The organism is Nonomuraea sp. NPDC052265, assembly GCF_044547985.1.
GTDB lineage: Bacteria > Actinomycetota > Actinomycetes > Streptosporangiales > Streptosporangiaceae > Nonomuraea.
In genome coordinates this window covers 18,625-38,526 of record NZ_JBIUBJ010000038.1, presented here as the reverse complement: position 1 = coordinate 38,526, position 19,902 = coordinate 18,625, and the positions used below count along the sequence as shown (strand labels likewise).

Below are 19,902 nucleotides of genomic sequence, written 5' to 3'. Positions count from 1 at the left end.
TGCACCAGCGACGCCCCTCCCCGTCCTGAATCCCCACCAGCCGCAGAGTCCTTCGCCCACTGACTCGGACGGCGCCGGACCGGTTCCATCCCCATCGTCGGTGCGACCCCAGCAGCCGTCCAGCCTGCAGGTCCGGTTCGTCCTGCGCGGTGGCGCCTCCGGCATGGTCCGTATCCGATGCCGGACCCTTGTCCTGCGCTGACCATGAGAGCAGCCAACGCACATCTCGGAGGAACCCAATGGAGCTTCTGGTTGACCTCATCCCACTGGCCGTCGCCGCCCTCAATCTGACCACCGCCCTCATCAACCGCGAAAAGCACGCCGGCCCGACACCCGGCACACGGGGAAGACAAAGGCGGCATGTTGCGGGCCGTGCGACCGCTGCTTTCCGCAGTCGGACGCCGGACAAGAGCGCGGGCCCGTCCCGATCAACAGCACCGCCAGCCACATGAGCACGTACATCGGCCAGCATTCCCGCCTGCGGGGGACGCGGCGAAATGGTCCGGTTGTGGACCATTGGCGAGAAGAAACCTCCCACGAAGATCAACCAACGGCCTGCTGGCAGGCCTGATCAAAAACCTGCACAATTGCCCTCGTGAAGGTGTACGTCGGGGTCACTGACGGAAGTTGGTACCGGTTCCTCTCCGCACGCCCATCGCTCACAGAGGTCAACTTCTGGCGCCCCTCCAGCAGCCGCGAATTCCGCGCGCTTGACCACGGCGAACCGTTCTTCTTCAAGACCCATCACCCACACAACCGCGTAGTCGGCGGTGGCTTCTTCAGCGGCTTCGCCCCCCTTCGCGTCTCAGAGGCATGGGAGTTCTTCGGACAAGGCAACGGCTCATCAAGCCTCGGCGAGTTACGCCACCAGGTCGGGCGATACCGCAGCCAGCCGATAGACTCCGGAGAGGATCCGGTCATCGGCTGCGTCATCATCCGCGACGCCTTCTTCTTCCCCGACGATCGAATTGCCGGCCCGCCCCCGGACTTCGCATCCAACATCGTGCAGGGCAAAAGCTACGACCTCGCAAGCCATCCGGCCGCCGACTACTTCCATGACCTACTGCACAGAATCGGCATCGGCGTCAACATCGACCTGTCCGAGCCGTGGCACCGTGACGGGCCGGTCTATGGGGATCCACGGCTGGCCCCTCGCAGGCTCGGCCAGCAGGCCTTTCAGGCCGTGGTCCTGCACGCCTACGAGCGCCGCTGCGCGATCAGCGGTGACAGAATCCGACCGGTCCTGCAGGCGGCCCACATCCGCCCAGTCGCAACAGGCGGTCAGCATCGCCTGGACAACGGACTACTTCTCCGCTCGGACATCCACACGCTGTTCGACCGAGGCTACTTAGCGATCGATCCCAAGCATCGCCTGCTGGTCAGCCCCAGACTGCGCGAGGAGTTCGGCAACGGCGAGGAGTTCTACCGCCGGGCCGGACAGGAAATTCACGTCCCGAGCCGACCACGAGACCGACCCCATCCCGAGACCCTCGCGTGGCACGTCGACGAGGTCTTCTTACGCACATAGGCCGCCCTGACAGATCCGGCTCTCCCTTCACTTCCGACTCGGTCGAAGGGCACATCAACCGCGTCATCCGTCCGGAAGCCAATGTCAGGCTGGGCCATACGGCCTGCCAGTAGATTTGGCCGGCCGGGTTCCGCGGCGGCCGTAAACAATCACCTCTCGTGATGAGTATCTCCGGCTTCGAACCAATCTTCTCGTCGGATTTGAGGCCGTCCGCAAGGAACATGGACGGGACTGGCCGCGCTTGGTGGCCAGCGTCTGATGGGATTCGTGCTCGTGCGTTTCGCCAGGGATGGGTACTGGTTCGCTGACTGCCCCGTCGTCTTGCGCTTCGACGGCATCCAGCCGGAGATCAGCCACTTGCAGCTTGGCGAGCTTTCGATCGGCTGGAACTCTCCATCGCATATCGAACACAGTTTCATATTGCCTCGTTCCAAGTTCCGATCTATAAAAAAGGGAGATCCGTCTATCAAAGCGGCTCGGTTGCATGAAGCGGGTGCCAATGCTGGATGCATGGAGAAATCGCCTCTTCTATGGTGATAATCTCGACATACTCCGCCGACACATCGACGACCGATCCGTTGACCTCGTCTACCTCGATCCGCCATTCAACTCCAACCGCTCCTACAACGTCCTTTTCCGTCATCGCACAGGCCAAGAGTCTCAAGCCCAGATAGAGGCATTCGACGACACATGGACATGGAGCCAGGAGAGCGAAGCTCAATATCAACAACTATTGAACGGCGGCGCTCCTGCACGACTCGCGGACGCGATGGAAGCTATGCGCAGGGTGCTGGGAACTAATGATGTGCTGGCCTATCTGGTAATGATGGCCGCTCGGCTGATAGAGCTGTATCGCGTTATGAAGCCCACCGGTTCGCTCTATCTTCACTGCGATCCGACCGCATCGCACTACCTAAAAATCCTACTCGATGCGCTATTTGGTGGCGAGAATTTCCGGAACGAGATTTCCTGGCTGCGGGCAGGCGCGAAGAATGATTCTCTACGCTATGGCAGATCACACGATGTGATTCTTTTCTATACTGCGGGCAGGACATTCATCTGGAACGTTCAATACACCCCCTTCGATCCAAAGTCAATCGAAAAGAACTACACACACGTCGAAGCTGAGACGGGGAGGCGATATCGGCGAGGCGATTTGACCGCCGCAAAACCCGGCGGTGATGTCGACTTTGAATGGCAGGGCGTCCGCCCATACCGCGGTCGGCATTGGGCATACTCCCGCGAGAAGCTCGACCAGCTGCTGACCGAAGGCCGGATAGAGTTCCGCAGAACCGGGATGCCGGTGTTCAAGCGCTATCTGGATGAGCAGCCAGGAGTTCCTCTGCAAGACGTCTGGACCGACATCCGGCTCACCTCTGCAGACAAGGAACGTCTGGGGTACCCGACGCAGAAGCCACTTAAGCTCCTGGAACGCATCGTCTGCGCTAGCAGCAACCCTGGCCAAGTTGTGCTAGACCCATTCTGTGGCTGTGGTACCGCTATCGACGCAGCCCAGAAAATGGGCCGTCGTTGGATAGGAATAGACATCACATATCTTGCGATAGATTTGATCGAAAAGCGCTTGCGCGGAGTGTACGGCGATGCAGTTATGGACTCCTTTACAGTTCTAGGCATACCGCACGATATAGAAGCAGCTCGTTCACTGTTCCATCGATCCCCGTTCGAGTTCGAACGCTGGGCCGTCTCCCTCATCGACGGACAGCCTAACGAGAGGCAAGTCGGCGACAAGGGCTTCGACGGTGTAATTAGATTTCCTATCGACGGCCGAGGCGGAACCGATCGGGTTTTGATCTCTGTCAAAGGCGGGCGACAGCTCGGCCCTCATATGGTCCGTGATCTCGCTGGTGCCGTCGGTCATCAAGGAGCTGCAGGCGGCATCCTTATTACCTTGGAGCGCCCGACACGAGGAATGCTCCACGAGGTCAACAGGTCCGGACTTTTCCATGCCGAACGCCATGGCCGGTCCTACCCTAAACTTCAATTAATTACAGTAGAAGAGCTTCTTACTGGAACACGCCCCGAACTTCCACCCGCACTTCTACCCTATATACAAGCACAACGCCGGCCCGCAGCACACACGCAACTGACACTCGACTGACTTCGCGATGCAGGTACGCGGCCTTGACGGTCAGCGGCAGCGTGTCCGTCAGGGTGATTACGCCGTTCCACATCGCATGCCTTAGATCATGACGGATTGCCGATGGCAAGCAACTGGCGCAGCGAGGCGCGGGACTTCTGCGGGACAGCCGTCGTCTGGGAGCAGCAGTCGCTACCATCCTCGGGTGGCGCAAGCTCAGCGCAAGCACATCCCCAACGAGATCCGGCGCGCGCTCTTCGACGCGACCGACAGACGATGCACCATATGCCGCAGACCCTTGGACATCGAGGGCGGCACCCACCACATCGGCGAGATGGGTCACATCGCGCCGCACTCCCCGGACGGGCCTCGCCGGGAGGCGGCCAGGCCAGCGGAAGTCGATGGCCTCGGCAACCTCATGTTGCTGTGCCCGAGCTGCCATCGAACCATCGACAAAGAGCCGGGTCTGTGGCCGGATGAGCATTTGCGCGCCATCAAGGCCGAGCATGAGGGGTGGGTGGTCGTCGAACGGGCCCGACCGGAGCCCGACAAGCCACTCGACGAAGAGCCGACGGGCCTTGGCGAGATCGTAGAGATCGGGGACGTCGCCTACCGGGTCACGAGCGATCCCGAGGAGGAGAGGTCCGCGGACGGCACAGCGATCGTGTCCCGGGCGTTCGCATTCGCGCCGGACGGCCGTCACGTCTGGATCCGCAGGATCGCCACCAGATGGCCGGGTTCCGACGCCCTGGAACGCCGCGTCGCCCTGGCCGACGAGGCTGGCCTGCTCACCGAAGCGCTCCCCGGCCTGCCATCGCCCGTCGCGGCATCCATGACGGCGGAGACGGCGGTGCTGGTCACCGCGGTTCCCTCGTTCGCCACCCTGGCCGGCTTCTACGGCGGCCGGGGCCGCGAGGCCGAGGCCGTACGTGTCCTGGCCGCCGGAGCCGCCGGGCTCTGCGAAGGGCTGGCCTCCCTGCATGCCAGAGGCTTCGCTCATGGCGCCCTCCATCCCGATTCGATCATGACTGACCGGGACGGAGCGCTCTTCCTGCGCGACGCCGGCCATGCGTTCCTGCGTCCCACCGAACCCGCCGAGGACGTCCGCCGGCTGGCCGAGCTGATCCACATGACGGTAACCGGGCGCCCACCTGTTCCGCTCGTCTCGGCCGCAGTCCTGAACCCCGCTGTCCCGGAGCGCTTCGCCCGCGCCCTCGACCGCGCGCTCTCACCCGACCCGGCCAAGCGCGGCGACATCGCGGAACTCGGCACGGGACTGCGCATCTGAGGCGAAGGAGCAGATCGTGGAGAGAAGCGTCGTCGACCTCGGTCCCGAGGTCGGTCTGCTCTGGTCCAAGAACTTTCCCGGCAAGCTGGTCGGGCAGCGCGAACGCCATCCGCTCCTACCAGGGCTGGAAGGGATCTGCCACGACCTGTGGGCGGCCGGGCCGCAGAATCTGATCCCCGCTCGTCTGGAGCGCGGCCGCGAGGGCCGTGGCGACCTTCTCAAAATCTACATCGACGGCCGATACGCTCTCATGCTCTTCCCCACCCAGGACTTGCGCGGCTACCGGATCGGCTGGATCCATCCGATGCACTTCAGCGACCACGACCAGATCGTGCGGGGCGGCCTGCTGCTGCGCGCCGGGCAATGGCGAGTCTTCGACCACCCCTACCAGCTGCATCACTCCTCCGGCTGGCCAGCCGTCCAGACCGCCTGGGCCACCGGCGTCACCGCACCGCCCGATCAAGACCCCACGGTACGGGCCTCCCACACCGCCTATCTCGATCGGCTTGCCACACTGGTGGACCAGGGGCGGCGAATCGAGGCCTCGGCCGGTGACGCCAGCCGGCTCGTCCCGTACCACCGCGTCACCTCGGTGGCCGCGACCCGCCGCTCCGCACGGTCGGTGCACGCCTTCCAGCTCGTCGACGCCAACCGGCTGACCGTCGGCACCCGCGTGCACATCGACGGCGAGCCCGACCTGCGCGGCCGGATCGAACGGATCGACGAGGGCGTGGCAACAGTACGGTTCGAACGGCCCGTGGACTTTGGCCGCATTCCCGAGAGCGGCGCCTTCGCCGAATCGCCCAACCTGATCGCCTACGACAAGAAGCGCGCGGCCATCGAGATCCTGCGGGAGGGCCGGGCCCGCAATCCGCTGCTGCTGACCGCGCTGGTCGACCGCCGCTTCCAGCCCTTCGCCCCCGCGCTCGGGCGCCGTCCCCGCGAGCATTTGGACGCCAGCCAGCTCAACGCCTTCCACAAGGCGCTGGCCGTTCCCGACCTCGCCCTCGTCCAGGGACCACCCGGAACCGGCAAGACGCACACCATCCGCCAGGTCGTCCTGGCCTGCGCCGAGGAGCAGCGCAAGGTCCTCATCTCCTCCTACACCAACCGAGCGGTCGACAACGTGCTCCAGGACCTACCGGAGGACCTGCTGGTCCTGCGGATCGGCCGGGAGGACGGCGTCACACCGGGCTGCGAGCACCTGATGCTGGAGGCGCGGGCGGTCGAGCTCCAGCGGCGTATCGCCGAGCGGACGGAGCCCGTCCTCGCCCGCTACGGCGCCGCGGCTTCGCATGGCCCGGCGGACGCCTTGTTCCGGCAGCTCACCGAGGATCTGCGGCGTCTGGAGGAGGCCGGTGCGGACGTCCGGCGGAGCGCCGCCGCGCTGGCCGAGCGGGAAGATGCCGTGACCGCCGATCTTCGACGGCGGACGAGTGCCCTGGACGACGAGGGGCGCCGCCACGAGGACCTGCTCGCCGGGCACGTCCAGGCTCTTGAACGGCTCGACCGCGTGCTGGGCAGGGCACAGCGGGCCGCCGACCTCCCACTGGTCGGCCGGTTCTTCCTGCGGCGGCTCACCCGCCTCCAAGCGGAGCGGTCCGCGACGGCCGCCGAGTCCGAGGGCATCCGCCGGACGCTGACCGCGATCGCGCAGGACCAGACACGATTGGCGGCTGAGCTCGACCAGGTCCGTGCCACGCATCCCGACCTCGTGGCCGCCCGCCGGGCTCACGAGCGCGACCTGGCCGGGCAACGAACCCGCGCCGAGCGGGCCGCGCAGGTCGCCACGTCCCTGCGCGGACCGCTCGACGGCGAGACGCCCGAGATCAGTGCCGACCCGGCGAAGTTGGCCGCGTTCCTGCCCGCCGCGGGCTCGGCACTCGGGCTGATGCGCAGGCGGCTCGATCTCCTGACGTCCTGGCGCGGACAACTCGAGCGGCGCACCGAGCAGTTGTACGGCGAGCTCGTCAGATACGCCGACGTGGTCGGCGCGACCTGCATCGGCACCGCGACGAGCGAGCATCTCGACAACGTCGACTTCGACGTGGCCATCGTCGACGAAGCCGGCCAGATCAGCACGGCCGACCTGCTCGTCCCGCTGGTCCGGGCACGCAGGGCCGTCCTCGTCGGCGACCACGTCCAGCTGCCGCCGCTGCCGGATCAGCGGCTGGTCGCCTGGGCCGCGGCGGAGCACCCCGGCGATTCCGGGCTGGCCCGGCTCATCACCGACAGCGCCTTCGAGCTACTGTTCCCCTCGACGCCCCCGGAGAACAAGGAGCTGCTGCGCTTCCAGCGGCGGATGCCCGAGAGCTTGGCCCGCTTCATCTCCCGCCACTTCTACGGCGGTCTCCTGGAAACCGACGTGAGACGGGTCCACCACGACGACCTGTTCGCCGCTCCCGTGGCGTTCGTCGACACCGCGGAGCTCCCGGAGCGCGCGCGGCGCGACCGCAAACCCCGCGCGGACGAGCCCTGGCCCAAGGACAGCCGGCTGAACGAGTGCGAGGCCAGGCTGCTGGCGCTCCTGGCGGCCCACTACCACGCGCAGTCCGATGACTGGGCGGTCATTCTCCCGTACTCGGCTCAGATCGGCTTGGTCACCTCACTGCTCGCCCGGCGCATCGGCGACGAGAGCGTCGTCGCCCGCCGGGTGGCGACCGTCGACTCGTTCCAGGGCGGCCAGCACGACACGATCCTCTTCGGGTTCACGGTCAGCAACCCGTACCGCAACGTCGGCTTCCTCCGCGAGGTACGCCGCTCCAACGTGGCCTTCTCCCGTGCCAAGCAGCGGCTGATCCTCGTCGGTGATCTCACCACGCTCCTCAACGCCACCGACCCCGGCTTCCGCGACCTCGCACAGGCGCTGCACGACCACGTGCAAACCTCCGAGGACCTGCGCGGCTACCGCGAGATCATGCGACGCCTCGGGGAGAGCCCATGAGCAGCACGTCGGCCGACACGATCCTGTACCCCCAGACCCGCGCCCTGGAACACGCCGCCGACCTGCCCGGCGTCCGGCCCGTACGGATCCACGCGCTCGCCTTCCCCCTACACGCCGCGGAGCTTTCGGCGATCATCGAGGAACGCGGCCCGTTCGACCTCCTCGACCGGTACGTCGGCCTCGCCATCGCCGAGGGCCGGTTCACCCGCCTCCAGGACATCGCCGTGTTCCTGGGAGTCTCCGAGCACATGGTCGACCGGGTGCTGCGCTTCCTGGGCGGCATCGGCCACCTGCAGGGCAGCGCCGACGCCCTCTCCCTCACCGAGCGCGGCCTGCGGTCGGTCCGCGCCGACCGCCGCTACACCGAGAAGCAGGAACGGCTACGCCTGTACTTCGACGGCGTGCGATGCGAGCCACTGCGTACCGCCCACTACACCCGCGGCGTCCAGATCCTCGACCGGGATGCCGCATACGCCCAGCGGGCCTTCCGCCTCCTCCCCGAGGCGTGTGGCTTCCGTCCGGGCGCCGTCGGGGAGCTTGCCCGGCGTCCCGACCGGGGCGAGTACGACTTGCCGGACGAGCTGCTCAACCTCGAGGTCCTAGAGGTGGGCCGGGCGTTCCTGCCCTGCTACACCGTCAGGGCGCACGACGGCCAGCGGCTCACGACGCTCGTCTACTCCGGCGTCGCCGAGCAACGGGACCATCACCTGGAGGAGATCCTCAACTCCTGGCCGACGGCCACGCACGTGATGGAGAGCTCCGACTCCGAGCAGCCGCGCGACCATTTCGCGGAGTGGATGCGCGAACGAGGGATCGCCCCGCAGGCACTTGCCTGGGTCGACCACTACAGCTTCCGGCTCGTCCTGCCGCCTTCCCGCTACTTGGGCCGCACGATCGGGGCACGGGACAAGGGCACCTTCTCCCTGAGGATGCTCGGCTCGTACGTTGCACCGCGCAGCCACGTCCTCCAACTGTGGTGCGACGACGCCCCTACTCGGACCAAAGCCGTCCTCAACCGAGCCTTGGCCTACGCCACGGCGACCCGCCGCACCGGGCCAGACATGACGGCATTCCTCGAACGCGTCTGTCGACAGCTCGAACCGGACGCCCACATCACTATCGATGACCTGCAAAGGCATGCCCGCGAGGCCGGATACGGCACTCTCGACCTCGACGAAGGATGAAGATCCGTCCGTGTCTCTCAGGTATGCCCTTCTCTACTACCGTCCTGCGGGTGTCGAAGAACATCGTCCTGTGGGGCGCCAGAATCCGTGCGTGATAGCTGGCCCACCCCTTCTACGCTCGGTCTTCGTGCTCTTTCGTCTCCTCTACCTGCTTGCCATCCGGGTGTCTGGCTGGCCGGGTGTTGCTCGCGCGGAGCGATACATCCCAAGGACGTGGAACTCCTGATACTGCGGCACGAGGTGGTGGTGCTACGTCGTCAGGTCACCCGGCCGAAACCGGACTGGACCGACCGAGCCCTGTTGGCCGCGCTGACGTGGTTCCTTTCTGGATCTCTTCGGCTGCATCGGATCGTGACTGCGGGCACGATGCTCGCCTGGCATCGGCGGCAGGCGGCGAAGAGAGGGACCTATCCCAAACGCGGCAGGTCGACCGCCAATACCGGTGGAGGTACGCGGCCTGGCCACCCGGCTAGCCGCTGAGGACCCGTCGGTGGGGATGTCGGCGCCTCAAAAGCGAATTTCCTGGCCTCGGGCACCATGTCCGGAAAGAGCAGCATCCGCCGAATCCTGACGGCAGCAGGACTGGGCCCGGCGCCGCGCCGGGCCTCACCGCCCCTGCGACAGTTTCTCACCGAGCAAGCTCCGGCTCCTTGGCATGTGACTTTCTCCACGTGGACACCAAGTTCCTCAACGCCTGTACGTGCTGTTCGTCATTGAGATCGAGATGCGACGCGTGCATATCCTGGGCGTCACCGCTCATCCGACTGGCACCTGTACCGCTCAACAGGCTCGGAATCCGCTGATGGATCTAGGTAAACACATGGGCCGGTTCAAGTCCCTGAACGCCGGACCGACGCCGTTCCCGCGCCCGCCCGACCGGACCGAGGCGGGGGTGTCATTCGCCTAGCGGGTGCGCAACCCACGCGCCCGCTAGGTGGACGGTACGCCCGCGGCGCTGGGGGTTCTGGGCCTGCGCCCCCCCCGAGCCCACCAGAAGCCATCCATCAACCCCGGACGCCCCACCGCGCTCCCGACCGCAGGAACAGCCAGGGGCCGGTAGCCTGAGGCCCGGGCGGTTGCCCTGTGCGCTCGCCCGTCGCAGGTGGGGGGCCTGCGACCTGCCTGCTGGCTGTCCGCCCCGAAGCGTGGCGTTCCAGTCCGGGGCCATCATCGCTTTCCCGAGTCAGCGGACGGGCGGCGCCGCGAACGCCGGTGGGGACGGGCTGGACGAAGCGCCGGCTGCTCGGGGACCTCGGGGAATGCTGGCGAATCGGGAACAGGGTCAGGCGGCTGCGGGTCCTTGGACGCCGGAAGGAAGGCCTCGATGATGCGCATCACCCGCTCGATGGGCTTGTCGGAGTCCCGGTGGATGACGCAGCCCACGATGACCACGATGCCCACCACGGAGACGAGCAGAGCCATGACCACCACGTAGAAGAGGGTGGGCGAGAAGTAGGCAGCGGCGGCGAGGGCGCCCCCGCCACCCACCGTGCTGAGGACAGCTCGTACCGCGGGCGTCATCGAGCCCTCGGGCTGGTACGGGAGGCACCGCGCGCTCGGCGACCACGAGCGCGTCCGGGGCCGGACCGCTGCGCGGGGCGTTCCCTTCGGGTTGGCGGCATGATGCGGCCCTGGTCGGCCAGACCCCAGGCATGCTGGCGCAGCCGCCACAGCCGCTGGTTGACCGCGCCTTCCGACATCTGCAGGTGCGCAGCGACCTCGGCCCGGGTATAACCGAGCCCGATCATCACGCACATCGTCCGCGTGTCGATGTCGGAGCCGTCGAGGATGATCTGGATGGTGTCGTCCAGCTCCACCCGCTCGAAGGGCGAGTCCACCGGCGTGCGCAGCTGCAAGGTGGCGTCGGAGGCCAGGCCGACCAGCAATTCCTGCCGCTCGTCTCGCCACTTCTTAAAAGTGCCCGGGAAGTGGTTGATACAGGCCCCTACGAAGAAGCTCGGCAGGGACGCGTACCCGGGCTCCCACCGCCCGGCGTACACGGCCTCCAGGAACGGGTCGATAGCAGCCAGCATGGTGCCGACGGCCAGGGTAGCCCGCTGGTCCCTGGAGGAGCGGAGGACCTCGCGCTCGCTCGAAGTGAAGTCCACGAGTGTCCTTTTGAACCGCGCCTTGCAGTCTTCGATGATCTCGCGGGTGTGGATCTTCTTGAGCAGGGTCGGCCAGGCGTAAGCGAAGACGTGACTGCTCAGGGCCTTGGCCACCCCGCTATCGAGGCCGGCCCGCTGCAGCCGGTCCACCCACACCGCTCCGTCTTTCAGGTGCTCGGCCGCCCACCCGGCCGCCGTCATGGCGGCGTCCAAGGTGGCGTTGTCGTCGTTGATCAGGTTGCGGGTCTCCTTGCGGGCAATATCCACCCCAGACCCCAGTTCTACTCGCATGCCCTGCTATAAGCACGAGGTGGCGTTTTCATCACGCGGCTTTCCGCCACTTTTTCTGGCATGTGGAGTAGCGGCCGGAGCGGCGGCTGGCGACCCTACGCTGAGAACACCATCGAGCACCCTGTGCGGGAGGCTGAAGCTACCGACGATCCGGTACGACAGGATGGGGTTACATCCCAGCGCAGCCTGGCTAAGGCTCCTGCACACGGCGCTCAATTGACACCATGCGATCTGCGGTGATGGACGACCCCCAACCCGCCCGTCCGCCCCACCGCAGGGGCCATACAAGAGTTTTCACATCGTGGAAACACTGGCGGGGTTGAGGTGTGGTCAGTTAGTCACAGTACCTACGGGCATCCTTGGCGTGTCAGGTCTCGCTGAACGCCTCCCCCGTCCACAGACCTGCGGGGGGCGGGCTCGCAGGGCAGCAGTGCAATTCGCTCAGCGCCACGCCCCCTGTGTGCGTTGCACTGCGCCCGCCGAAACTCCTCCATGCAGTTCAAGCGGGCATGTGAGTACTCGTGGAGGACGCCGCCAAGGCTCCGCACTGGATGAATTGCCCCGAGATTGGTGGAGTCGCGTTTCTGGATTGTCATGCCATGATGGACGTGTTCTTGAACCGTATCGGTCCCTAACGGCGTGTGACGGGGCGTGCGAGCACGGACCGAGCACGGTGTCAGCCGCGCACCGTACGTACGCGAGCGCGGGCGGAAGAGCACGTATGCGGCCAGCAGCCGGAAGACATCCAGCACGCATCGTCGGTTGGCCGGTTTAGGGTGAGGCAGGACATCGGGAGTGCCCATGGATGATCTCCTCGCAGCCTGTCGTACCCAACTGGACAACTGGGCGTCGGCTTTCGCCCGCGAGCGAGGCCTGTCCGCTCAGGCGTTACGACTGCACCCGCCACTCGATTTAAACGAGGCCAACGGGTTGATCCACGCTGTCGGCGCGGGGCTGGTAAAGATACAACCCGACGGAGTGTTCCGGCTCGCCGGCGCGGCACCCGGCAAAGGACCGTACAACCTCTTCTCACAAGGTCCCACCCCATCGCTCAATCGCGAGTACCTGGTGCAAATCGCGGCCTTCACCGAGTTGGTGACCGAGCATCGCTGGCCGGCACGGCTAGTGGCGTTCGAGTACGGCGCATTCGACCTGGGGACCTTTGACGAGGCTGGACGGCCAGTGGTGGTAGCAGAGGCCAAGCGCGATACCGCGTCACTGGACCGCATGCTCGACCACATGCGTACCGCGACGGCGCGCCAGGTCACAGCGCCGATGAGTACAACACAGCGTAAGATCGCCGCGCTGTCGAGGCTCGGCGCGACCGTGTTCTGGGCAGTAGCGCCCGGCGTGCGACGCGCCTTTGACATCCAAATCGATAGGTACGGCATGCCGCAGCTCATTCCTCGCGAGACCTTGCCGACAGGGCCACGCACTGATTTGGACTGCCCAGTGTGTGGCTCAGAAGACGAGGTGCACGGCAGCCCGCTGCCTGACGGACGCATCCGCCTGATGTGTACCACCTGTGATCATCAGTGGTCGCGGACACCCCGAAACCCCTGCCGACGCTGCGGAGCCTCAGACGTCGACATCGGCACCTACCAGGGTTGGGCCTACGACGACCCAGAAGCCGCCGCTGACGACACCTCCGCACCATGGCACTACGTCGACTGGAACGTCTACCGATGCCAACGCTGCCACCACCTGTGGCAAGCGGGCCATCGCGCGGACTAAAGAGCTTGAGCGAGTTCTGAACCGTAGGTGGGAGCGCACCTTCTGGCCATACTGCACACGCAGTCCGTCCGCGATGTGAGCGATCTGCGATTCATCCGCCGAAAATTCGTCGCCACAGGCACGATCAACGAATACCACGACGCCGCTTAACCACAGCTCAAGCCACGGCCACGAGGAGTGGCCCACTCCTATATCAATAGCACGCTTTCTCCAGGCCCAGATGCTGATAACAGGACGCTATGCCTCATTGAAGATCCCAGTAGGGTCGATAACCGGAGAGAAGGTGCGGATAGGGCCCCAAAGAGACTTATCCGATGCCCAGGATTAGGACTATCGGACTTGAGGGCAATAGGTAGTTGCGAACGGCTCTTATCAGCATATATTTGACACACCAAACCCCTGTCAAACGTGCATTGACATAACCTCATAGGCATTCTCCCTATGCGCGCGTCCCCACGCACCGAAGGCGCCTTGGGCTAGCGACCAACTGGGAGCCATCCAACCCCCGCCAAGCCTCTCCCCATAGGGTCACACGAGCAAGCTGCCCAAAGGCGTGCACAGGCAAAACCCAATACGAGCGTCGATCCCCCAATCACTTACCGGGCCAGTCCCACCCTCGCGCCCGCGAGTTATTCGTCCGTGCCCGCCCGGCGCCGCACGTCCGTGGCGGAGCACCGCCACAACCGATCCGCTTGAACCACTTAGACCACACAACGCCTCCGACCCGACCTTCCCCGCTCCTGATGCCAGGCGCAGGCGAACTTACGGTGTCGGCCATCTTTCTCGCTCGGCGTCGTTACCTCAACCTCTGAAACGGTCGCGCCCGAACCAACGGTCAAGGCCTCAGCAGGCTCTCCATCTGACCCACCGCACGGCGCTCGCCAACATTTTTGGGACGAGTTTTCCGACAAATAATCACGCATGGCCCCACCAATGATCAAACTGGACAAAACCCCACTATGCGGCTGGACAAGATGTACGGTACCTTTCCGGAGCAAGGTCGAGATCTTACGTTTGATCCGGCCTGAGCGCATTGATTCACCTTGCCCGAATACCGTTCTGCCCAGGCCCCAAGAGGGGCCTACTTGCAGTGCCAATAATCTGCAGAAGGAGCCGCCCAGATTCGCCTTTAAGGGAGAAATCGATCAGTCCGTACCTCTGACTTGGTTGGCAAACCAGGCCAGCGCTCTCGGCAGCCGCAGTAAGGGCTAAGAACCCTCCGACCTCCACCGACCAAGCCAAGGGAGCTTCCATGGCGAGAGTTACGACATGCGTTCCTCTCTACCTCGACGCTGACAGCACGAAGCTGTCTGCGTTCTTTAGGTACGACGACACCGAGGCGCCGTTCGATGTATATGTGCACGTTCCGCAGCTCGCAGCTTTCTTTATCCCTCGGGATACCGTCGCCGCCGGGCTCAACCGCGTATGTTCGCCCGACGGCTGCTCCTGTAAGGACATTTGCCTGCAGGACGTGGGCTTCGGGTGGCTACAGGCCGTTATTCAGCTTCCCTGGACGGATCCGCTTCAAGCTTGGATCCTGCGCCATGACTTGGAGGATTTCCTACTCCAGACGTACGCCCTGGTCCCCTACGACTGGGATGAAGCCCTCAGGAGGCTGAACCCCGACTACTAAAGGACCACTGGAGTAATCAATGTCTACGGGTGAATAAGGCGGAGAGCCGTTGGCCGGACATAGGAGCCTGCCGCAAGTTGACCAACTTGCAGTAGCTTTGCGCTTCGCGTGAAAGTTGTCAGGCTGCTGTTTCGCTACGCAGATCTGCGGGGCGGCACATTGAACCACATCTGGCCGACCGAGCAGTCCATCAAATCGGGGGTTCATCAAATCGGGGGTTCATCAAAAGCGCGGCCCGTGTAAGATAAGGCAGCCATCTTGGACTGCACAAAAATTCTTTCGCCTTCATCAACATCGACGGCTTCGGACGATTGCTTCGATTCTGTCAGCTGCGACGGCTAGATCCTGGTGGCCCCACACCCGGATTACACGCCAATCGGCCGCCTGCAGGCGTTTGAAGCTGTCTATGTCGCGTGTCCGATTCTTATGAATCTTATTCAGCCACCAGTCGTTATTGTTCGCCGGCGCCGTGTAATGCCTGGGGCACCCATGCCAGAAGCAGCCGTCGATGAAAACAGCAACCTTAGCTCCGGGAAAGACCAGGTCCACTTTCCTGCGGGTGCCCGGGATGACTTGGGCATGAACCCGGTAGCGCAGACCTCGGCGCCATAGCAGCTTGCGCAGCTCGACCTCGATGCCGGTGTCGAACTCGCGTTGCGAGCGCATCCGACGCGAGACACCTTCATCACGAGGTACGGGCTGGGCGGTAGTCATGATCGATAAGGATATCGGACACTTTTGGGCTGGTCCCGTGAAGTCTCAACCTTCTCTTACCAAGATATCTCGGCGCGGAAGTGTGCCAGGGCCGGTCAGTGCCCTGCGTCACGGCGCGTGTGACCGGCAGTGAGCGAATAGATCGACAACTGTTCCGTCATGGGCGTACTGGTAGTCCTGGAAGGCATCAAGTTCGGCATGCCTGCGTTGTCCAGGAACCCTCATGCGCCTGCAATAGCGACGAGAGCGCATGGACCGACTACGATCCGCATCGGGGACTGATGTCTTGATCAGATGGGAGGACGCCGTGCTTGGCGGTGTCACATTGGCCGGCCGGTACCGTCTGGGCAAGAAGCTGGGCGCCGGGGCCATGGGTGAAGTTTGGAAGGGTTTTGACCTGCGCTTGGATCGCGAGGTGGCCGTAAAGGTCTTCCCCAACCACGTGGACCCCGACCCGCGACGGATAGATCGTTTCCGCGCTGAGGCCAAGCTCTGTGGCCAGCTCCAGCACCCCGGCATCGTCGTCGTCCACGACGCTGACGAGGACAACGGGCAGCTGTTCTTCGTGATGGAGCTCCTCGACGGCAAGGACCTGGCGAAAGTCATGTCCAAGGCCCTGAACGGCCTTCCGCTCGAGCGGGTTATCACCATCGGGATCCGCCTGGCGGAGGCGCTCACCGCCGCGCACGACAAGAAGGTCATCCACCGCGACATCAAGCCGGCGAACATCATGCTCCTGCCGGGCGACCGACCGAAGATCTGTGATTTCGGCATCGCCAGGGTCATCGACAAGGGCCGGGCCACAATGCAGGCCGGTACTCCGGCCTATGCGGCACCCGAACAGACCGACGGCGCGCCGGACGAGCGCAGCGACCTCTATTCGCTGGGGTGTGTGCTCTACGAGATGGTTACCGGTGTTCGGCCCTTCCACGGGAGCGTCTGGCAGATCCTCTTCAAGCACGCCACCGAGGCACCGACGCCCCCTCGCGACATCCGCGGCGATATCCCCTCCCCGTTGGAGGATCTGATCCTCCGGCTCCTCGCCAAGAAGCCGGAGGGGCGCCCGCAGTCGGCCGTCGAGGTGGCTACTTTGCTCCGGGCCATGCGCCCACCCGCTCCCAAAAATGCGGACAAGAAGGTTGATCGACTTCCACCCGACCGGCTTTTGAAGTCCGGCACGCCTGAGCGCAGACACACTGACGCCGATGATGCCATGGCCAAAGCCATCGATCAGGTCCTACATAGGGCCCGGATCGATGCCAAGGTCGCCGGGTACACCCGGACGCCTCAGTTGACCCGGTTTGAGGTAAGGCTCGGTCCCACAACGCCAGCGGCCGCGGTCTTCGCTTTGACCGCCGACTTCACCGCGGCCGTGAACAACAGTGGAACTCAACTCGTGCCCATGGAACGGTCAACGTCTCCCCTGCCGGGCGTGGTGGCGATCGGCGTCGAAGTGCCCCATCGGGATCCCGACCTGCTCAGCCTTGGTGACATCCTCCGTGAAGCGCCCGACGGCGACTCTCTGCTGGTAGGCCTCGGCCGCGCCGATGATGGAACACCCGCCTTCCTGAAGCTCAACGAATCACCGCATTTCCTGATCGGTGGAAGCGGGGGGCGGTTGGACCCTCTTCGAAGCATCGTCGCCTCGCTCGCGATGCGACGCCATCCGAAGCGTCTCCGTCTGGTGATGTCCGGTCGGACGGGTCCCTTCACAGCTCTCCCCCACTTGGTCGAGCAGGCCAAGAGTGACCCACTCAACTGGGCGCTGGCCGAGGTGGAGTGTCGTTACGCCGATCTGACTGCACGGGGCTGCCGTACGACCGAGCAGTTCAACCGAGAGGTGCGCGAAGCCAGGACACCGACCCCCATCGGCGCGCTCGGCGACACCGAGCTGGCCCATCCGGACGTGGTCGTGGTCATCGACGAACTGACCAAGGTCGGCGACAGTGAAGCGATCACAGAACTCACCAGAGAAGGTCGCGCGGTGGGGTTTCATATCATCGCTCGTACGGCTGTGCCCTCCCAGAGGGAACTTAGTGGCCGGATCAAGGGCTACTTCTCGGCCCGGTTGTCCCTTCCCGTGGCCACGGCCGAGGAGAGCGTGTGCATTCTCGATCGCGTGGGGGCCGAGTCACTGCGTCCGGGCACAGGGTTGTTCCTGGCTGGCAGAGGCAGGGTGCCATACGAGATCAGACTCGCCGCGATCTCGGATGAGGAGATCGCGGCGATCGTCAGCCACTGGCGAGGTTGAGGAACGGGCTGGGGTCGCCGTGCCAGGAGACACGGAGGCGTTCGCGGGCACGGGTACTGGCAACGAAGAGCAGGCAGCGTTCCCGCTGGAGGTCGTTCCAGTGGGTGGTTGCGTCCTCTTCTGGCGGTGTGACCGCGTTCGCGGCGGGCAACTGATTGGCGCTGACGCCGATCACCGCTACGCAGCGGAATTCCAGGCCCTTCATCCGGTGCATGGTCGTAATCCGGACGTGGCCATTCACGCCGTCACGGTCGCGTGAGAGATAGCACGCGTTGATGGCGGCGCGGACCAGGGCTTCCGCGGCTGACTGCCCCAGCATTTCGGAGCGGGCCGCAATCCCGATCTCTTCCGGCTCCACTCCGGCGTCGAGCCAGGCCTGTACGGCCTCGACCAGGTGCGCCAGTTCGGCATTCTTGGTCGGCGCGCGGTACAGCTCGGGTTTGGCGCCGTGGACCTCGGAGCGACAACCGGTCAGGCTTGCCCGCCGACCATCGAGATCGTCGATTTTCTCGCCGGCCAGCATGGCGCAGCTCCACGTAAGGATTTCCTCGGTGGTCCGATAGTTGATCTTCAATCTGGTGGATCGGCCCGCGAGCTGAACACCGATCGAGTTGAGGGAGACCCGGTTGTCGTAGATCCGCTGGTGAGTGTCGTTGGCGATGAACAGGTCGTTCGGGCCTTCGGCGACTGCGGCCCGGAGCACTCGCCAACGCACCGGGTGGAGGTCTTGGGCCTCATCCACGATCACGTGCTCGTACGGCCGGGTGTCCAGCTCGTCCAGCACACGCTTCGCCTCGACGCAGATCGTCTCGAAGGTGCGGTAGTTGTGCTCGGTCAACTCCTGCTCGAACTCGGCGATGGCCCGCCAGATCTGGGCACGCTGCAGTGATCCGAGTCGTCGTCCGCGCCCGGTTCGACGTGCGGACAGGTAGTCGTCGGAGGAGGTGATTTCCTGTGCGAGAACGACCTGCCGCCACTCCTCATGGAGGAACTTTTCGGTGAAGTCCAGGCTCCGACGCCGGGTGATCCGCCGCCAGATCTCCTTCTCCTCTTCGTTGCGCAAAAGCGTGAACTTCCCGACGTGCTCGTCCACCAGCCGTCGGGCCACCTGGTCAACGGTCAATACGTCGATGCGGGCCAGCACCTCGTCGTCGGTTTCCAGCAGCCGCAGCGATTCGGCCAGCGAGCGGGCCAGCGTTGCAGTGAAGGTGGTCAGCAATACCCGGCCGCCCTGTTGGGCCAGGTGTCGGGCGCGATGGAGTGCCACCACGGTTTTGCCGGTGCCGGGGCCGCCGATCACCTGAGCGGCGCCCGTGTACGTCCGGAAGGCGGCTTCGTGCTGCAACGGGTGCAGGTAGACCCGCCATCTCGCGAAGGGTTTGGCGAACAGCTCCATCAGTTCGTCCGGCCCTTCCACCAGCGCCACCTTGTGCGGCATCCGCTGGGTGGCGGCGACGAGGTCTTCCGGATCGATCTTTTCCGGTAGGGCGGCGCCTACCACGTCGTTCCAGACGTCTTCCGGCGACATGCCGGCGGCAAGGCCGAAGAGCACGTCGTACTGAATCTGCGGCAGTTTGCCGTCCAACGCCTCCAGCATGTCCACGTTGGTGAGCATCCGGGCGAACCTGAGCATCTGTTCGTCGATGCCCAGCCGAATCAGGTCGGCGTCGGAGACATGCTCGAAAAGCGGACGTGTGGACTCGATGGGAGCCCCCGTCAGTCCTTCAATCGTGTCGTCGATGATCGCGTCATCACGGATCTCCATATGGCCGGTGACCATATTCACCGAGACGCGCCGATTTCGTACCCACTCATAAGCTTCGTCGTGATTGTCCACACGCAGCAGGGTGAAGGTGTCGCCCGACTCTGGAACCAGGACGATACCGCGGTACTTGCGGTTGATCCGGATGCTCTTGAATCGCTGATCGCGGATGTCGTTGAGCTTTTCCAAATGCGCCCCGGCGTGTGCGGTCTGTTCGAACTTGGCGATCGTGTCGATGACCTTCTGCTGGATAGGGCGGTCCAGCCGAATGAGATCTTGCAGGAAGTCCTGATGGATGCCCAGACGTGGCATCGCGCCCCTCCTCATGTCTCGGCTCCGGCCCGACCTATCACGATCGGGCCGGGAG

13 protein-coding genes are annotated in these 19,902 nt (G+C 64.6%); 9 read left to right on the top strand and 4 right to left on the bottom strand.

Features of this window, described 5'->3' with window-relative positions; translation table 11 throughout:
* The first annotated feature begins 595 nt into the window (after positions 1-595).
* From ACIHAD_RS46825 to ACIHAD_RS46800, 6 genes are all read left to right on the top strand, one after another.
* Positions 596-1,528, top strand: a complete 933-nt coding sequence (locus ACIHAD_RS46825) for an HNH endonuclease (RefSeq protein ID WP_397361339.1) — start codon at positions 596-598, stop codon at positions 1,526-1,528.
* Positions 1,529-2,027: 499 nt separating this feature from the next.
* On the top strand, positions 2,028-3,647 hold the full coding sequence (locus ACIHAD_RS46820; protein ID WP_397361347.1) for a DNA methyltransferase: 1,620 nt from the start codon (positions 2,028-2,030) through the stop codon (positions 3,645-3,647).
* A gap of 184 nt (positions 3,648-3,831) precedes the next feature.
* Positions 3,832-4,914, top strand: coding sequence for a hypothetical protein (locus ACIHAD_RS46815; protein ID WP_397361338.1), 1,083 nt, complete (start codon positions 3,832-3,834; stop codon positions 4,912-4,914).
* A 16-nt stretch (positions 4,915-4,930) separates the two neighbouring features.
* On the top strand, positions 4,931-7,858 hold the full coding sequence (locus ACIHAD_RS46810; protein WP_397361337.1) for a DEAD/DEAH box helicase: 2,928 nt from the start codon (positions 4,931-4,933) through the stop codon (positions 7,856-7,858).
* Entirely contained in the window at positions 7,855-9,042 is a 1,188-nt protein-coding gene (locus ACIHAD_RS46805; protein WP_397361336.1) for a hypothetical protein, read from the top strand. Before ACIHAD_RS46810 ends, ACIHAD_RS46805 begins: the two co-directional genes overlap by 4 nt.
* A 700-nt stretch (positions 9,043-9,742) precedes the next feature.
* Positions 9,743-9,949, top strand: a complete 207-nt coding sequence (locus ACIHAD_RS46800; RefSeq protein WP_397361335.1) for a hypothetical protein — start codon at positions 9,743-9,745, stop codon at positions 9,947-9,949.
* Between the two features lie 260 nt (positions 9,950-10,209).
* On the opposite strand, the gene ACIHAD_RS46795 is transcribed toward ACIHAD_RS46800, so the two are convergent.
* Together ACIHAD_RS46795 and ACIHAD_RS46790 are read right to left on the bottom strand one after the other, a co-directional pair.
* Complete coding sequence (locus tag ACIHAD_RS46795) at positions 10,210-10,530, bottom strand: hypothetical protein (protein WP_397361334.1); 321 nt, start codon at positions 10,528-10,530, stop codon at positions 10,210-10,212.
* A 29-nt stretch (positions 10,531-10,559) separates the two neighbouring features.
* The gene (locus ACIHAD_RS46790) at positions 10,560-11,441 is read right to left on the bottom strand and encodes a hypothetical protein (protein ID WP_397361333.1); all 882 of its coding nucleotides are present in this window, start codon (positions 11,439-11,441) and stop codon (positions 10,560-10,562) included.
* An 801-nt stretch (positions 11,442-12,242) separates the two neighbouring features.
* Here ACIHAD_RS46790 and ACIHAD_RS46785 point away from each other — a divergent pair.
* Both ACIHAD_RS46785 and ACIHAD_RS46780 read left to right on the top strand, forming a co-directional pair.
* Positions 12,243-13,175 carry a hypothetical protein gene (locus tag ACIHAD_RS46785; protein WP_397361332.1) on the top strand — a complete coding sequence of 311 codons (933 nt, stop codon included), beginning with the start codon at positions 12,243-12,245 and terminating at the stop codon, positions 13,173-13,175.
* A gap of 1,252 nt (positions 13,176-14,427) precedes the next feature.
* Positions 14,428-14,808 (top strand): hypothetical protein, encoded by a 381-nt coding sequence (locus tag ACIHAD_RS46780; RefSeq protein WP_357988551.1) that lies wholly within the window; start codon positions 14,428-14,430, stop codon positions 14,806-14,808.
* A gap of 288 nt (positions 14,809-15,096) precedes the next feature.
* On the opposite strand, the gene ACIHAD_RS46775 is transcribed toward ACIHAD_RS46780, so the two are convergent.
* Positions 15,097-15,522: a very short patch repair endonuclease gene (locus tag ACIHAD_RS46775; RefSeq protein ID WP_397361331.1), complete on the bottom strand. Its 426-nt coding sequence runs from the start codon at positions 15,520-15,522 to the stop codon at positions 15,097-15,099.
* 286 nt (positions 15,523-15,808) lie between these two features.
* Between ACIHAD_RS46775 and ACIHAD_RS46770 the strand changes: the two genes are divergently transcribed.
* Complete coding sequence (locus tag ACIHAD_RS46770; RefSeq protein WP_397361330.1) at positions 15,809-17,773, top strand: DNA translocase FtsK; 1,965 nt, start codon at positions 15,809-15,811, stop codon at positions 17,771-17,773.
* Here the strand turns inward: ACIHAD_RS46770 and ACIHAD_RS46765 are convergent.
* Positions 17,754-19,847: a UvrD-helicase domain-containing protein gene (locus tag ACIHAD_RS46765; RefSeq protein WP_397361329.1), complete on the bottom strand. Its 2,094-nt coding sequence runs from the start codon at positions 19,845-19,847 to the stop codon at positions 17,754-17,756. The two genes, ACIHAD_RS46770 and ACIHAD_RS46765, sit on opposite strands and share 20 nt — an antisense overlap.
* Positions 19,848-19,902: the final 55 nt, after the last annotated feature.

Excerpts from the sequence above, each read along its gene's own strand:
- ACIHAD_RS46820 (WP_397361347.1), top strand. The coding sequence starts at position 2,028 with ATGCTGGATGCATGGAGAAATCGCCTCTTCTATGGTGATAATCTCGAC.
- ACIHAD_RS46805 (WP_397361336.1), top strand. The coding sequence starts at position 7,855 with ATGAGCAGCACGTCGGCCGACACGATCCTGTACCCCCAGACCCGCGCC.
- ACIHAD_RS46790 (WP_397361333.1), bottom strand. The coding sequence starts at position 11,441 with ATGCGAGTAGAACTGGGGTCTGGGGTGGATATTGCCCGCAAGGAGACC.
- ACIHAD_RS46785 (WP_397361332.1), top strand. The coding sequence starts at position 12,243 with ATGGATGATCTCCTCGCAGCCTGTCGTACCCAACTGGACAACTGGGCG.
- ACIHAD_RS46780 (WP_357988551.1), top strand. The coding sequence starts at position 14,428 with ATGGCGAGAGTTACGACATGCGTTCCTCTCTACCTCGACGCTGACAGC.
- ACIHAD_RS46775 (WP_397361331.1), bottom strand. The coding sequence starts at position 15,522 with ATGACTACCGCCCAGCCCGTACCTCGTGATGAAGGTGTCTCGCGTCGG.
- ACIHAD_RS46765 (WP_397361329.1), bottom strand. The coding sequence starts at position 19,847 with ATGCCACGTCTGGGCATCCATCAGGACTTCCTGCAAGATCTCATTCGG.